The 15,118-nt window shown below is 41.4% G+C and carries 15 protein-coding genes and 2 riboswitches; of the genes, 5 read left to right on the top strand and 10 right to left on the bottom strand.

Going from position 1 to position 15,118, the window contains the following annotated elements; genetic code table 11:
* Positions 1-333: 333 nt before the first annotated feature.
* Together motA and motB are read left to right on the top strand one after the other, a co-directional pair.
* Positions 334-1,128 (top strand): flagellar motor stator protein MotA, encoded by a 795-nt coding sequence (motA, locus tag NSS65_RS06875; RefSeq protein ID WP_024424680.1) that lies wholly within the window; start codon positions 334-336, stop codon positions 1,126-1,128.
* Positions 1,121-1,891 carry a flagellar motor protein MotB gene (gene motB, locus NSS65_RS06870; RefSeq protein ID WP_144496609.1) on the top strand — a complete coding sequence of 257 codons (771 nt, stop codon included), beginning with the start codon at positions 1,121-1,123 and terminating at the stop codon, positions 1,889-1,891. The genes motA and motB overlap by 8 nt, the downstream gene beginning before the upstream one ends.
* Positions 1,892-2,084: 193 nt before the next feature.
* Here the strand turns inward: motB and NSS65_RS06865 are convergent, their stop codons facing one another.
* Positions 2,085-2,540 carry a MarR family transcriptional regulator gene (locus NSS65_RS06865; protein WP_034281539.1) on the bottom strand — a complete coding sequence of 152 codons (456 nt, stop codon included), beginning with the start codon at positions 2,538-2,540 and terminating at the stop codon, positions 2,085-2,087.
* A gap of 204 nt (positions 2,541-2,744) precedes the next feature.
* On the opposite strand from NSS65_RS06865, the gene NSS65_RS06860 reads away from it, so the two are divergent.
* Entirely contained in the window at positions 2,745-4,250 is a 1,506-nt protein-coding gene (locus tag NSS65_RS06860) for an ATP-binding protein (protein ID WP_034281538.1), read from the top strand.
* Between the two features lie 46 nt (positions 4,251-4,296).
* Here the strand turns inward: NSS65_RS06860 and NSS65_RS06855 are convergent, their stop codons facing one another.
* The 6 genes from NSS65_RS06855 to NSS65_RS06830 form a co-directional block, all read right to left on the bottom strand.
* Positions 4,297-4,539 carry an aspartyl-phosphate phosphatase Spo0E family protein gene (locus NSS65_RS06855; RefSeq protein WP_024424676.1) on the bottom strand — a complete coding sequence of 81 codons (243 nt, stop codon included), beginning with the start codon at positions 4,537-4,539 and terminating at the stop codon, positions 4,297-4,299.
* A gap of 300 nt (positions 4,540-4,839) precedes the next feature.
* Positions 4,840-5,370, bottom strand: coding sequence for a cupin domain-containing protein (locus NSS65_RS06850; RefSeq protein ID WP_034281537.1), 531 nt, complete (start codon positions 5,368-5,370; stop codon positions 4,840-4,842).
* 16 nt (positions 5,371-5,386) lie between these two features.
* Entirely contained in the window at positions 5,387-6,025 is a 639-nt protein-coding gene (locus NSS65_RS06845) for a methylthioribulose 1-phosphate dehydratase (protein WP_326135083.1), read from the bottom strand.
* Positions 5,989-6,684: a 2-hydroxy-3-keto-5-methylthiopentenyl-1-phosphate phosphatase gene (locus tag NSS65_RS06840; protein ID WP_041116448.1), complete on the bottom strand. Its 696-nt coding sequence runs from the start codon at positions 6,682-6,684 to the stop codon at positions 5,989-5,991. Before NSS65_RS06840 ends, NSS65_RS06845 begins: the two co-directional genes overlap by 37 nt.
* Positions 6,684-7,934 (bottom strand): 2,3-diketo-5-methylthiopentyl-1-phosphate enolase, encoded by a 1,251-nt coding sequence (gene mtnW / locus NSS65_RS06835; protein ID WP_326135082.1) that lies wholly within the window; start codon positions 7,932-7,934, stop codon positions 6,684-6,686. The genes NSS65_RS06840 and mtnW overlap by 1 nt, the downstream gene beginning before the upstream one ends.
* Before the next feature lie 72 nt (positions 7,935-8,006).
* Positions 8,007-8,108: riboswitch (SAM riboswitch) on the bottom strand.
* 44 nt (positions 8,109-8,152) lie between these two features.
* Positions 8,153-9,343 (bottom strand): pyridoxal phosphate-dependent aminotransferase, encoded by a 1,191-nt coding sequence (locus NSS65_RS06830; protein WP_326135081.1) that lies wholly within the window; start codon positions 9,341-9,343, stop codon positions 8,153-8,155.
* 163 nt (positions 9,344-9,506) lie between these two features.
* A riboswitch (SAM riboswitch) is annotated at positions 9,507-9,666 on the top strand.
* A gap of 79 nt (positions 9,667-9,745) precedes the next feature.
* On the opposite strand from NSS65_RS06830, the gene mtnK reads away from it, so the two are divergent.
* Entirely contained in the window at positions 9,746-10,939 is a 1,194-nt protein-coding gene (gene mtnK / locus NSS65_RS06825) for an S-methyl-5-thioribose kinase (RefSeq protein ID WP_041116443.1), read from the top strand.
* A 6-nt stretch (positions 10,940-10,945) separates the two neighbouring features.
* Positions 10,946-12,007, top strand: a complete 1,062-nt coding sequence (gene mtnA / locus NSS65_RS06820) for an S-methyl-5-thioribose-1-phosphate isomerase (RefSeq protein ID WP_176967485.1) — start codon at positions 10,946-10,948, stop codon at positions 12,005-12,007.
* 24 nt (positions 12,008-12,031) lie between these two features.
* Here mtnA and NSS65_RS06815 read toward each other — a convergent pair whose 3' ends face one another.
* From NSS65_RS06815 to NSS65_RS06805, 3 genes are all read right to left on the bottom strand, one after another.
* Positions 12,032-12,169, bottom strand: a complete 138-nt coding sequence (locus NSS65_RS06815) for a hypothetical protein (RefSeq protein WP_162860203.1) — start codon at positions 12,167-12,169, stop codon at positions 12,032-12,034.
* 89 nt (positions 12,170-12,258) lie between these two features.
* Positions 12,259-12,750, bottom strand: a complete 492-nt coding sequence (locus tag NSS65_RS06810) for a methylated-DNA--[protein]-cysteine S-methyltransferase (RefSeq protein ID WP_065214290.1) — start codon at positions 12,748-12,750, stop codon at positions 12,259-12,261.
* A 1-nt stretch (position 12,751) separates the two neighbouring features.
* Positions 12,752-14,962, bottom strand: coding sequence for a PAS domain-containing sensor histidine kinase (locus NSS65_RS06805; RefSeq protein WP_176967486.1), 2,211 nt, complete (start codon positions 14,960-14,962; stop codon positions 12,752-12,754).
* Between the last annotated feature and the right edge of the window lie 156 nt (positions 14,963-15,118).

Genomic DNA, 15,118 nt, shown 5'->3' with positions numbered 1-15,118 from the left:
TAAGTTCCATCTGAACGACGACGCTCCCCCGCCTCTTTTCCTTTACGATAAAAGAAAAAGAGGTGGATCACATGATGAATTGGAGCTACGATCTTGTTAAAATCATGTATGAAGAAAAATTAAAAGAGCTGCTTCATTTAGATGAACCCGCTCAAAACGATTAAATGGAGACTCCCTTTATATGAGAGGGAGTTTTCTTTTTATGCAGATAGAAAGCGCTTTCGTCAAAAATTCTTCACAGAAAGTGTCTTAATTTTATATTCTGACTAAAACCCTTCTGGAACACACCGATATTAACTATAGAAAAAGATAGTTAAAGGATTTGGTGAGATAATGGACAAAACATCGTTAATTGGTATTATTTTAGCATTTATTGCACTAGGTGTCGGTATGGTTTTGAAAGGTGTGAGTCTAACTGCTCTTCTCAACCCGGCGGCTATATTAATCATCATTGTTGGGACGGTTGCAGCTGTTGTCATCGCATTCCCTTCTAGTGAAATTAAGAAAACACCAAAATTGTTCGGCAAAATTTTCAAAGACAGCCAGCTTCCAACGATTCAAGAAATGATCCCTCTATTTTCAAACTGGGCACAAATTGCGCGTCGTGAAGGTCTTTTGGCATTAGAAGCAAGTCTTGAGGAAGTCGATGATGATTTTCTAAAGAACGGGTTAAGCATGGCAGTTGACGGTCAAAGTGCTGAATTTATTCGAGACGTCTTAACAGAAGAAGTTGACGCCATGTCTGAACGACATCAGTCAGGTGCATTAATCTTTACACAAGCTGGTACATACGCTCCGACGCTAGGGGTACTTGGCGCCGTTGTCGGACTTATTGCCGCACTTGCCAACATGGGAGATATTGAAGCACTTGGACATGCGATCAGTGCTGCCTTCGTCGCAACACTGCTTGGGATTTTTACCGGATATGTGTTATGGCATCCATTTGCCAACAAACTGAAGCGTAAATCAAAGGAAGAAGTAAAGCTTCGTCTGATTATGATCGAAGGTATTCTTTCTGTTCTTGAAGGTCAATCTCCAAAAGTCATTGAACAAAAACTTCTTATGTACTTACCAGCAAAAGAACGTGCAAATCTTGTCATTGAAGAAGGAGAAAATCAAAATGGCTAGGAAACGTAAAAACCATGATCATGAAGACCATGTAGATGAATCTTGGCTTATCCCTTATGCCGATCTACTAACGCTTCTTCTCGCCCTCTTCATTGTGCTCTTTGCATCTAGTTCAATTGATGCGGCAAAATATGAACAGATGGCTAAGTCTTTTAATGTAGTTTTTACTGGCGGTACTGGTGTTATGGATCAATCCAGCATGCAAAGCACGGAAGAAACTGAAAACAGCAACCAAGTCAAGAAAGCAGCCGAGGAAGAGAAAGATGAAGAAGCCAAAGCAAAGGCTAGGGACCAAGCGATTCTCACAAAGGTCAAAAAGCAGGTCGATTCATTCATTGCAAATAAAAAACTTGGTTCAAAGCTCGAAACAAAGCTTACGGATGAAGGTCTTCTCATTACGATTGAGGACAGTATCTTCTTTGACTCTGGACGGGCAGTTATTCGCCCTCAGGATGTCCCGTTAGCAAAAGAAATCTCAAAACTGCTCGTCATTAATCCTGCTCGTGACATTGTCATTAGCGGACATACAGATAATGTACCGATCAGAAATTCAGAATTTGAATCAAACTGGTATTTAAGCGCCATTCGCGCTGTGAACTTTTTAAATATTCTTCTTGAAAACAGCAATCTAAACCAAGAGAACTTTAGTACAAAAGGATACGGCGAATTCAAACCGATTGCCTCGAACGATACAGCAGAAGGCAGAAGTAAAAACCGGCGTGTAGAAGTACTCATTTTACCGATTGAGAAAAAAGCGAAATAAAAAAAGAAGCCAGCGGCTTCTTTACAGATTGTTGACAAAGGGCTAAAATGATCTCTATTTTAGCCCTTTGTCTTCTTTTCAGCGTGATAGAATACCTTTGCAGTCTAGGAACGAGCACCGGCACGCAGGACTGACAACTGAATGCGAGGGATTGCCTGCGCGCTGAAAAGGAAGCCAGCGGCTTCCTTTTTATTTATTCTTGATGATCATATAAATGCTTTGCACGCAGCCCTACATGTTTGAGCATATCGATGCAGGCATCTTTCTCTTCTTCGCTGAGGACACTGATCATCTCATGAATTTCTTTCGCATGATCTGGGAAGATGTCATCAAGCAAAGCTCGTCCCTGCTTGGTAATATGCGCAAATGTCACCCTGCGGTCTTCTGCACAAGCCTTGCGGCTGAGGAGTTCTTTCTTCTCCAATTTATCAACCACATACGTGATGCTGCCGCTTGCAAGTAAAATCTTATCACCGATTTGCTGAAGCGGCTGATCACCTTTATGATACAGCAATTCTAGCACAGCAAATTCAGTTGGATTCAGCCCGTGCTTCACAATATGTTTGTTCATGTGATGATTAATTGAGCGATAGGCACGTGATAATACAATAAATAGTTTCAATGATTTTTCAACATTATGATTTTCCATTTTTTATCATCCTTTATGAAATGCAACCCACTAATGTGACATTAATAAACAATAAGTAAAATGTCAACATTTTGATCCATCTTTAGCACGAAAATGAGACCAGAACGAATCACCTAATTTTTTAAAAATCACACAAGTCATCGTAATAAAGATAGGTTCAATGCTATAATAAGTCTATTAGGTAATACGTTGGAGCGATGAATGATGAGTATACTGAAAGGGTTTTGGAAGAAGATCAGGCTTTACCTTATTTTGGTCATGCTTCCAACCCTAATCATTAGTTATTTTATCTACGAAAAAGAAACTGAAAAAATCGATTTAAAGAACAAACAAACCGCTACACTTATGTTAAATATTCACAAAAATCAAATGAATTATTTAATAAGTGAAACAGAAGCGAGATTAACTTCCCTCGCCATGGGATTTGACCAGCCGCTTGAGACGAAAAAAGTACAAAACATCCTAGAGAAAATCTATAAACAAGAACCTCGTTTTTCAGGTCTGTATCTCCTAGACAAAAAAGGAAATGTAACAGCAAGCACCACCCCGTTAAAGGAAAAAATTAACCTATCATTCAGAGATTACTTTAAACGCATTCAAGTGACCAAGCAGACCGTGATCACAGACAACTATGTGAGCCGAATTACAAAACAGCGGATTCTCTCCATTTGTGTGCCTGTTCTCGATGAAAACGAAGAGGTCACCAATGTACTGATTGCCGCCATTCAAATTGACTATTTAAGAAATATTATGAATGTATTGAACCCTGATCTTCATTTTAAGATGCTGAATCAAAATGGACATGTCGTCTTTACAAGCGGTCCACAGCCAGTACCCGAGGGCGGCAGCACCGTGTCTACATATTTAGATGAAAACAGCTGGAAGCTGGAGGTTTTTCCGCAGCGTGCTTCAACAAGTGAAGTGCTGTCTGTGATGCTCATCCCTTTATCCAGTGCGTTTATTTTATTAAATATTTTATTCACACTCGTCCAATATATCGTGTTAAGGCGGCAAACTCAGCAGGAGCGTCATCAAAATGAAGCGCAAAAGCTTGAATTGATCGGAACACTCGCAGCAAGTACAGCACACGAAATTCGCAACCCATTAACAGGGATTAGCGGATTTATCCAGCTATTGCAAAAGAAGTATCATTCAGAAGAAGATCAGCTCTATTTTTCTGTCATCGAGGAAGAAATTAAACGGATCAACCAAATCGTCAGTGAATTTCTTGTATTAGGAAAACCAACGGCAGAAAAATGGCAGAATAACTCTGTAAAAGAAATTGTAAGTGAGATCATGCCGATCGTTTTCTCTGAGGCAAATCTTTATAATGTCGAAGTGGATTTGCAAATCAATACGATTCAAGATGTGGGCGTGTATTGCACAAAGGATCATATTAAACAAGTTGTTTTAAATGTAGCAAAGAACTCTTTAGAAGCGATGCCAAACGGCGGTCATTTGAAGATTGTGATCGAAGCTGAAAAAGAACATGTCATCATTAAAGTAGAGGATACAGGTGAAGGCATACCAGAAGAGATGTTAAAGCACATCTTCCTCCCCTTTATTACATCGAAGGAAAAAGGCACAGGTCTTGGGCTTGTCGTGTGTAAACGAATCATTTCGATGTATGGCGGAACAATTGATATTCATAGCGAAGTGAATAAAGGAACGACTGTCATGATCATGCTTCCTTCTGCTCACTCAGCATAACTGAAGATGTCAGCCGGTTTTGCTTATGCAAGACCGGTTTTTCATGTCAATAAGAGGGGCGGTTCACAGATAAAAGACTCATTTGAGACACAAGATCATGAAAGGAGGGGGCAGATTGTTTCTCATGAAAAAGAAGATGCTGATACTCATTCATCAGGTTGTCCAGTTCTTGACTATATTTAATTGTCTTCTCACCAGTGTAACCTTCCACTTGAGCAGCTTCTACCATTTGTTTTCTCTTCTCATCAATGGACATCAGCAATTGTTCTTTCCTTACGTAAATATTCATGATCTCAGCTCCCGCAATGATTTCGACTGTCTATGCTCAAAATGATCCGACACCAAAATTATACTTTATTTGTAAATTAAATTAAATATGCTTATTTTATTTAATTTTTTACAGCCTAAAGACCTTTTACCCAATCAAATTTGGGGGTAAACTTCAAATTTGGACAGGACTGACACATTGATTAAACAGAATTTTATCCTATGCAGAAGATCAAAATCAACTATTTTCTTTCTCATTTTATGTCTAATCTCCTAAAAAAAAGCTGATCTTCCGCCTCATGCGGAATGATCAGCTCTATCATTAAACCGTTTCTTCCTCGTAAATTGGCACCCAGCCCTCAGTTGTGACAAATATGCGAACTGCGACCACTTTGCGATCCTCTTGAAGTGTAAAGTAATGACGAATGTTTGGCGGAACAGAAATTAAATCACCTGGATTCAATCTCACATCAAAAAAGACGCCATCCTTGCCTTGAATAGCAAAGATTCCGTGCCCGCTCACAATAAAGCGTACTTCGTCATCTGTATGGTGATGCTCACGTTTAAAGTTTTGGAGCAGCTCATCAAGATTTGGCGTGGCATCAGATAATGAAATGACATCCTGCGCTTTGTACCCTCTTTTTTCAGAAATACTTTGGATTTCCTTTTGGAAAACAGTCAAAATCTCTTCCTTTTCCTCATCGGTTAAATCATACTTTTCTGATAAACGGTTTGGCAGCTTTTCAATATCCCAATGCTCATAAATGACCCCTTGGTTTTCCAAATATGATGCTACCTCTTGCTCGCTTTCAAGTAATGTGTTCTCTTCATTATGAATCAAAATCGTCGCCATGTGTTTTTCCTCCTTTTTATCTTACAAGCTGCTGTTGATAAAGCGCTAATTTTAAGTGATAGCTAAATAAAAATTCATATGCTTCTAATACTCGTTTTGCTTCAAAGGCTGTTTTTCCCCAGACTGTAATACCATGATTGCGAATGAGTACAGCACCAGATGACGCCTCTAGTGTCAGATGTTTGGCAAATTGCTCTGCAAGCTGCGGAATAAGAGCTGGATTTTCAATAATCGGAATCGACACTTCTGCATCCTCTTCCCAATAACCAAGCGCTTTGATGATTTCGTTGCCTTTAAAACGAATCTCTCCCTTATCCCCATACAGCTCTGACATCACATTATTATCGATTGTATGGACATGGAGGCAGCAGCCTGCTTTCGTCCGTTCATATACGTACGTGTGAAGCAGTGTTTCAGCTGATGGTCTAAGCGGCTCGTTCGGATCATGGGGCTGGCCTGCCGCATTTACTAGCACAAAATCTTCTTTTGTTTCTTTTCGTTTATCTTTGCCGCTTGCCGTCACCAAAAACGTGATTGGATCATCCGACACCTTGATCGATAAATTACCGCTTGTTCCGAAAAACCAATCTCTTTGAGCCAGTTCACGTTTAACGTCTGCTAGCTCCTGCCAGCGTTTGCTCTTTGCGTCTGCCATTCCTTCACTTCCTTTATTTGAACAAATTGCGCTTGTAGATCAATAAATGTGTCATATTCCTTGTGTACGAGCCCGAGCTCTTGACATTCATTGAGCAAGTAGTCGCGCGCAAACGTAAGATCCGCATGCTTCGCCGCCTCCACATCAGTCACTGAATCTCCGATCATGATGATGAAGTCATCCTCATGAGTCAGCTTTCGAATGATTGAGGGCTTGCAGCATCCGCAGCCATTTTGACATTGCGTATCGCAGGCATGCGGCCATTCAATCTGAATATGGTCTTCCACAAATGATGCATGGTTGCAATAAATATCGTCTCGATCGACAATGCCTTCGAGGATGGGGTAGACAAAAAAGTCCATCCCCCCGCTAAGTACATAGAAAGGAATATCTGCTTTTTTTACCTCATCGACAAATTGCTTAAATCCTTCTCGAATCTCTGTATCTTCTAAAATAAATGATTGAATGGCATCCTTCTGATCACTTTTCAGTAATTGAAACATCTGCCCGACGCCTTCTTGAATGGTGATTTCCTTTGACAGGACACCATCCTTCAGCTTCGTCCATTCACTTGGTGCAAACTGTTTCATGATGCGGATGATATTATCATTTTTTGTAATTGTTCCATCAAAATCACAGCATACAATTGGTTTTTTCATTATTCTGCTACCCTTCCCCAAAGATCAAGTGCCGCTTTTAAGTCTTGGCAGGTAGCCGCCTTATCTTGGATGGTCTCTTCATGTATCACGGCATCAATGATCGAACGAAATGCCTTCCCTCCGCCAATGGCTCCCCGCGGATGTCCGTGAATGCCTCCACCTGCATTTATCACATGATCAATTCCAAAATCTTTGATCAATACTGGAACCATTCCTGGATGAATGCCTGCTGACGGGACAGGGAATGTTTTTTGAACCGTATCCTCTTTCACGCAAGCTTCATAGATTCCAAAGGCATCTTTTTTCGGAAGTGCAACCGATCCATAAGGTGAGGGAAAGAGGCTCAAATCAGCGCCAGCATATCGATTTAATTTGCCTAAAAGAAGAGAATGCGAGAATCCATATTCAGGAGAGGATGTCAAAGCACCACTCACAGCGGGATGCGCCATAATCGGCAGTGGAATGTCTGGGTCCTCAGCTAGGCTTTGCATGACATCCAGGCCGTATGCAAAGACATTGAATAAGAGCGCATCTGCCCCAAGTTCAGCGGCCTTTCTCGCTCGATCCTTCAGGTCAAAGGTTCTGCCCGTTAAATTGACAGCATACAGTGTGCGGTGTCCTGTTTCTTCATAGGTTTCTTTTAAAATCGCTTTTCCTTCTTTGATTCGCTCTTCAAAAGGGGCTAATGGACTTTCAAATAAAATTTCATCGTCTTTGATGAAGTCAACCCCGCCTAATGCCTGTAAGCGGAGCTGCTCTTTTAAATCCTGCATATCACGGCCGATAACGCCTTTAAAAATACTCATCAATAATGGACGATCAAACACATTTACCTTTTTTCGTATGCCATCAATTCCAAATACAGGTCCTGGCAGGCTTTTTTTAAATTCTTCAGAAAATTGGATATCGACTAGCTTCACTTTTCCGTCTAGTGAAAGCTTTCCAAAAATGGTCGTGAAAACAGCTGGTAAATCAGCTGAAAAGTTTGCCTCAGGATAAGCAATGGTCACCTCTGATTGATAAAGGCCATTTTCGGCTGGAACAGCCTTTTCTAATACTTTTTCAACTCGGCCTTTATGCTTTTGAAGCTGCTCCTTTTTGAGCTGCGGCAAATCCGTCCATGATCCAACTGTTAAACCAAGCGCGATCTGCTCCGCTTTTCGATTTATTTGTTCATCCTCTCGATGTGTTAATACGTATGTTGCCAGTAATTCACTCACTAGGAATCCCCTTTCGATTGCGTCATGCATATGTTCAATAAAAAAACCTCTTCAAGTGCTTCATGAGCGCCTTAAAGAGGTTGTTTCGTGTCATTCATCCGAATCTTATCTCTCAGCGCTTGCTGCAAGAATTAGCACCGTGCTTCATGGAAGTCGGTTGCCGGGCTTCATTGGGCTAGTCCCTCTGCCTACTCTTGATAAGAATATTCAATTTTCTTAAATATTGCCTGAATTATCGCACCATTTTTTTATGTTGTCAATGGCTTTTTTTCAAACAGCTTCAAAGCAGCGATGCGCTGAGCGGCTTCTTGTAACCGCTCCTCACTTGTTAGAAGCCCTACTCTCACGTACCCTTCACCGTGAGCACCAAAGCCATTGCCTGGCGCAACAACAACATGTGCCTTCTCTAATAATAAGTCAGAAAAGGCTTCAGATGTATATCCTTCCGGCACCTTTAACCAAGCAAAAAATGAACCTTTTGGTGCACTGACTTCCCAGCCAATTTCTTTGCAGGCAGCCATCCACACATTCCGCCTTTTCTCATATCGATCATTTTGCACCTGCACGCACTTTTGATCGCTTAATAGCGCTTCCGCTGCTGCATCTTGAGTGGCTTTAAACAGCGAGACAAACAGATGATCCTGATAAAGCTCAATTGCTTCAATAACAGATGAATTTCCGGCTGCAAATCCTACTCTCCACCCTGCCATATTGTACGTTTTAGATAATGTGTAAATTTCTATTCCCGTCTCTTTCGCTCCCTCTACTTGCAGAAAGCTGAGCGGCTTTTCTCTATCAAATCCAATGCCGCCATATGCAAAATCATGGACTACACATAGCTCGTGATCTTTCGCAAACGTAACGGTTTCTTCAAAAAATGCACGGCTTGCCGTCGCCCCCGTCGGATTGTTGGGGTAATTTAAATACATTAATTTTGCCTTTTTCTTATCATCTTCAGGCAGCAAATCGTAGTCAGGTAAAAAATCATTTTTTTCAAGAAGTGGCATGGTTACCATATGCGCTCCAGCAAGCACAGCGCCTGACCAATAATCAGGATAACCAGGATCAGGGACAAGAAGCGTATCACCCGGATTCAGCAGACATTGCGGCAGCTCAACAAGCCCTGCTTTCCCGCCAAATAAAATCGCAATTTCCGTTTTTGGATCAAGTGTGACGCCATATTCTCTTTCATAAAAAGCGGCAGCAGCCTTTTTTAATTTCGCTGTTCCACGGAATGAGGAGTATTGATGATTTTCAGGTTTTGCTACCGCTTCCTGCATGGCTTTTACAATGTGCGGAGGAGTTGGCTGATCAGGATTTCCCTGCCCCAAATTAATGATATCTGCCCCTTCCCGCACTTTTTTCTGCACCTTTTGGACAAGGGACGCAAAAAATTGTTTCGGTAATTGTTTCAACACATCTGATTGCTGGAATTCCATTTCTTCACCTTCTATTCAAGTTACGTGACAATACAATCACTGTAATGGATTGTTTTATGAATTGTAAAGCAATTTTGAAAAAAGATTGACATGTAAAGCGCAGCTCTGATAATATCTTGAATTAAGAAATGCAAACAGACACGAAACAATTACATATTGATTTCTCTTATCGAGAGTTGGGCGAGGGATTTGGCCTTTTGACCCCAACAGCAACCGACCGTTAATACCACTGTGAAGTGGGGCGCAGCAAATAAAGCGCCAAGACAATTGTCTTATAGGGCACGGTGCTAATTCCATCAGACGTATGTGCTGAGAGATAAGAGAGGCTTTGGGCATACACACCATCAAGCCTCTTTCTCTCAGGAGAAAGAGGCTTTTTTATATGATTTGGAGGGGAAGCAATTGGTTACACTTACGGCATCATATGAAGAACTAACAGAAAGCTCGGCAGTTGCACTCGCAATTAGACTTGGCTTGATCCAAGAAAGCAGTCATTTGACATGTACTGAAATTGGGGACGGGAATTTAAATTACGTCTTTCATATTTATGATCACAAACAAGAAAAAGGTTTGATCATCAAGCAGGCGCTGCCTTATGCAAAGGTGGTAGGGGAGAGCTGGCCGCTTACATTAGACCGGGCAAGAATTGAAAGTGCCGCCCTGATCAAGCAGTCAGAATATGCGCCTCACCTCGTACCAGCAGTCTATTATTCAGATACAGCTCTTGCAGTGACAGCCATGGAGGATCTCTCCCACTTAGAAATCGTCAGAAAAGGGCTAATTGCCGGAAAACAATATCCGCATTTATCTGATCATGTTGGAGAATTTTTAGGAAAAACACTTTTTTACACATCTGACTTTGCTACAAATCCTAAAATCAAAAAACAATTTGTGAAGCAATTTACGAACCCTGACCTGTGCGATATCACAGAAAAACTCGTCTTCACAGACCCTTTCTTCGATAGTGAAACAAATGACTTCGAAGAAGAATTAAGAGAATCTGCAGAAGCGCTTTGGGCAGATCTTGAAGTGCAAGCTAGGGCAGCAGAATTAAAGCGTATCTTCCTGACATCAGCTGAAACATTGGTTCATGGAGATCTTCATACAGGCAGTATTTTTGCAAATGAAACTGAAACGAAAATCATTGATCCAGAATTCGCGTTTTACGGTCCCTTCGGATTCGATATCGGCCACTTTATCGCCAATCTGTTCCTGAATGCTTTATCTCGCGAGAATGAACACGAGCAGCAGCACCTTTTTAACCATGTCGTCAATGTATGGGCAACCTTCAAAGAAGTGTTCACAAAAGCTTGGAAAGAGGACAGCATTGAAGCGTTTAGTGTATCGGACAGCTTTTTAGAAACAACGTTTGACCGGATTTTAAAAGAAGCAACAGGCTTTGCCGGCTGTGAGCTTGTCCGCCGAACAATTGGTCTTGCTCATGCCGCTGACCTTGATGCAATTCCATCACCAACTAGACGGATTCAACAGAAAAAAGCAGCACTGACACTTGGAAAAACATTTATCAAACAATATCATGCAGTGGAAACAGCGTCTGACCTCGTCGCATTATTCCAGCCATCTGTAAAGGAGTGACGGGTTTTGTCAAAAGAATTTGAAGTCCCCCGTTCTGTCGAATGGGAAGAAAACCGTATTAACATTTTAAATCAGCAAAAATTACCAACCGAAACCGTATTTGAGCATTTATATACGAAAGAAGATGTGTATGATGCGATTGTGTCATTAAAAGTACGCGGAGCGCCTGCGATTGGCATTACAGCAGCTTTTGGGCTGGCGCTTAGTGCACAAGCAATTGAAACAGAAGAATTGGATGTTTTTAAACAAGAAGTCATTCGAATCAAAGAATATTTAAACAGTGCTCGTCCAACCGCTGTGAACCTCGCCTGGGCATTAGACCGGCTGCTGCAGCGCATTCAGCGTGCAGCATCAGTGAATGCAGCCAAAACAGACCTTGTGCATGAAGCCATTCAAATTCAAATAGAAGATGAAGAAACATGCAGACAAATCGGTCAAAATGCACTTCAGCTCTTTAAATCAGGTGACCGTATCATGACCATTTGTAATGCAGGCTCCATCGCAACGAGCCGGTATGGAACAGCCCTTGCTCCCTTTTATTTAGCCAAAAAGAAAAATCTTGATCTTCACATTTATGCATGTGAAACACGCCCTGTTCTTCAAGGCGCTCGTCTGACAACATGGGAGCTCATGCAAGGCGGCGTGGATGTGACGCTCATTACAGATAACATGGCAGCCCATACGATGAGGGAAAAGCAAATTTCTGCTGTCATTGTTGGAGCTGACCGTATCGCCCGTAATGGAGATACAGCGAATAAGATTGGAACGTTAGGTCTTGCCGTTCTAGCCAAGCATTTTAACATTCCGTTTTTTGTAGCAGCACCGCTTTCAACCTTTGATGTATCCACCCGCGACGGGTCAGATATTCCAATTGAAGAGCGCGACCCGCTGGAAGTAAAGGAATTAAACGGCGTCCCCATTGCACCGCCTGATGTTCAGGTATTCAATCCCGCCTTTGATGTCACTCCTCATCATCTTATTTCAGGCATCATTACAGAAAAGGGAATTATCACATCGAACTATGCAGAAGAGATTGATGCTCTTTTCGCCGAAAGCATCTCTCAATGATCGCAAAAAAGCGCCGTGTTCTTGTCATTTAAGAGCACCGCGCTTTTTTGTTTCTTGATTCGTTTTTGTTAAGATTTCTTTTTTTTGTTCTTCTGTCAAAACGTTCATTTTGACACATAGTGACGTAACGGCATACATTTTGCCTTTTTTGCCCCAAAACATGCCAGCGCCCTCCTTTTTCCCTAAACCAACTTTTTTAGCTTAATAAAAGGATATGTCGCTTGACAAACATTTGGAACAGGTCAATCGATTTATTTTTGAACAAATGGGATGCCTTCTAATTCAAGCAGGACCGCTTTCATGTCTGTCTTCGATCCTGCATAGCCCGTCAGAGACCGGTCTTTTCCAATCACCCTGTGACACGGGATAAAAATAGGTAATGCATTTCGTCTGTTAGCTTGTCCGATGGCTCTTACAGCCTTTGGATTGCCAATCGCTTCTGCAATGTCTGCATAGCTTTTTGATTCACCATATGGTATGGCCGACAATGCTTCCCACACCTGCTCTTGGAACGGAGAACCTGTTTGCTTGAGCGGGAGATCGAATACTTGCCGCTCACCCTTGAAATATTCATCTAGCTGCTTTTTCGCTTCTTGTAAGACAGGCGTATCTGCTTGCTTTAGATTCGCTGCCTGCTTTTTTGCTAAAAACGGTTCATCATCAAACATCACCTCGATGATGGCACCGTCCTTTTCTAGTATGTATAATTCCCCGATGGGTGCGTGATAGACGGTATAATACACGTTACTGCTCTCCTTCTTGTTTCTGCTGCCTAAGTGGCAGCGTGAGATGGAAGACGGTTCCTACGCCTTCCTCACTTTCTACCTCAATGGTTCCTTGATGCTCTTCAATAATTTTATAACTAACCATTAAGCCAAGTCCAGTTCCTCTTTCTTTCGTTGTATAAAAAGGCTCGCCTAGACGCTTTAGCTTATCCTCTGCCATTCCGCAGCCTTCATCACGCAGTGAAATGACAATATGCTCCTCGCCCTTCCGCTGAATGCTCACATAGACATTTCCTTTGCGCGGCATGACTTCAATTGCATTTTTTAAAATGTTAATAAAGACCTGCTTTAATTGGTTTTGTTCACAATAAATGAGCGGAATCTCATCCAGCACATTGAGATGCATTTGAACATTGCCAAGATTCGCCTGTGCGTGCAGAAGATCCATCGTGTCTTTCACAATTTGCACCACATTTTTTTCTTCATATACAATGGCTTGCGGTTTCGCTAAAATCAAAAATTCGGTGATGATGGATTCAATCCTTTTCAGCTCTGATGTGATGACATTAAAATAGAGCGAATATTCCCCTTCTATATTTCCTTTTAACAGCTGAATGAAGCCTTTTAATGCTGTCATCGGGTTTCTAATTTCATGAGCAATTCCAGCGGCAAGCTCTCCGACCACATGAAGGGTATCTGATTTTCTCACCCGCTCTTCTAATTCCTTCCGCTCTGTCACATCTCTAAAGATCGCCAAATTCATATTATGGATAATGTTGCGTTTAAAAGAGAATTCCAGGATACGCTGATCTGGATGGTTCAGTACAAACGGAACCTCATTATCCATTTCATCTAATGACATCGCCTCGGCGGGCTGAGCCAAATTTTCTATTTGATAAGGGGCAAGGATGTGGAAAAGATTCATTTCTGTTATTTGATCGTCCTTCAATTGAAGCAGCTCGCTGGCAGATGGATTGACTTCAATGATTCGGTATTGATTATCAAAAAGAACAATGCCGTCCATTGAGCCATTAAATACTTTACGGAATTTGAGCTCACTTTCGCGCAGCTCCTGCTCCATTCTTTTTCGATCACTTACATTACGTAAAATGGTTAAGTGCTGTCCTTCTAATACCGCATGCTTTGAAGTAAACTCAAGCTCTTTATACTGTCCATTAGCCATTTTGAACAACAGCTCTTCCCTTATTTCATCATTCCTGATATAGCGTCTTCTTGTTGGTCTATATCTCTTATCAGATTTGACGAGAAAGTCGGTGAGTTTTTTGCCAATCAGCGAGTGCATCGGTAATTCAAAAATTCGGCAGGCTGATTCATTGGCTTTCACAATCTCTCCATCGTCCGCCCATATGATGATGGCATCCATTGCATTTTCAAAAATTTCTCTAAAGCGTTCTTCACTTTTTAACAGCTTCTCTTCCATCAGTCTTTTTTCTGTAATATCCCGCATGATGGACATATAAAAACCACTCATCACATTTGATGTAATGGTGAGTTCAAATAATTTTTGCTGGCCAGATTGAAGGGTAACAGGAAGCTCCCCTTTTGCTTTCCCTGTTTCTTTAAGTGACGTTAAAAGATGCTGCAAGGCGGGAAGATTTTCTTCTTCGACAAATTCATGTAAATAGCGATCGGTTAAATCAGTCTTTTGCAGCTCAAAGCTCTGACAAAAAGAATGATTCGCATCAATCATGCAGCCATCCTGATCAAAAATGACCATCCCGTCAATGGCTCGGTCAAACAAATCTTTGAACAGCTGCTCATTCATGGAGCGTTCTCGTTCTAATATTTTCTTTGAAGAAATATCTCGCATGACCACAATATATTGCTGACTCATGGTATCGTGCTCTGCGACAAATTCAATGTATTTTGTCTCACCATTTTCCAGCTGAATGGAGATCTCTCTTTTTAACGTACCTTTTCGAAAAAATAGATCGAGTGAGCATTCAATTTTATCTTTCGGGATGCCGTATAGGAAATCTAGAACGGATTTATTGAGGAGGTCTTCTTTCGGTGTCTGGACAAGCCTGCATGTTGCTTCGTTGGCTTGGATGATGTTGAGGTGCTGATCAAATATAAAAATAGCATCTAGCGTCTTATTTAATAGCATTTTTTGCTGCATTAACTCAGTTCGCAAATATTCGTTCTCTTTTTCTAATTTTCTGATATCTCCCGCAGGGGTTAACCTATTGCCATCGAGCGTTTCAGTCATTCTCTTACACTCCTTTTCCAGCCTCATTCCTCTACAATATTTCTACAATATTTTCATTGTTCCTTCATTCGACTCATAAAAAAAGATAACTTTTTACACGAAGACTGTCTCATTTATTTCATTTGGATGACAGGATTGTATAACGGTTCACTTTTC

It is taken from the genome of Bacillus sp. FSL K6-1006, from assembly GCF_038593175.1.
In the GTDB taxonomy this organism is placed as follows: Bacteria; Bacillota; Bacilli; order Bacillales; family Bacillaceae; genus Bacillus; species Bacillus safensis.
Note: the sequence above shows the minus strand (reverse complement) of the source record. Positions and strands in the feature narration are given on the sequence as shown.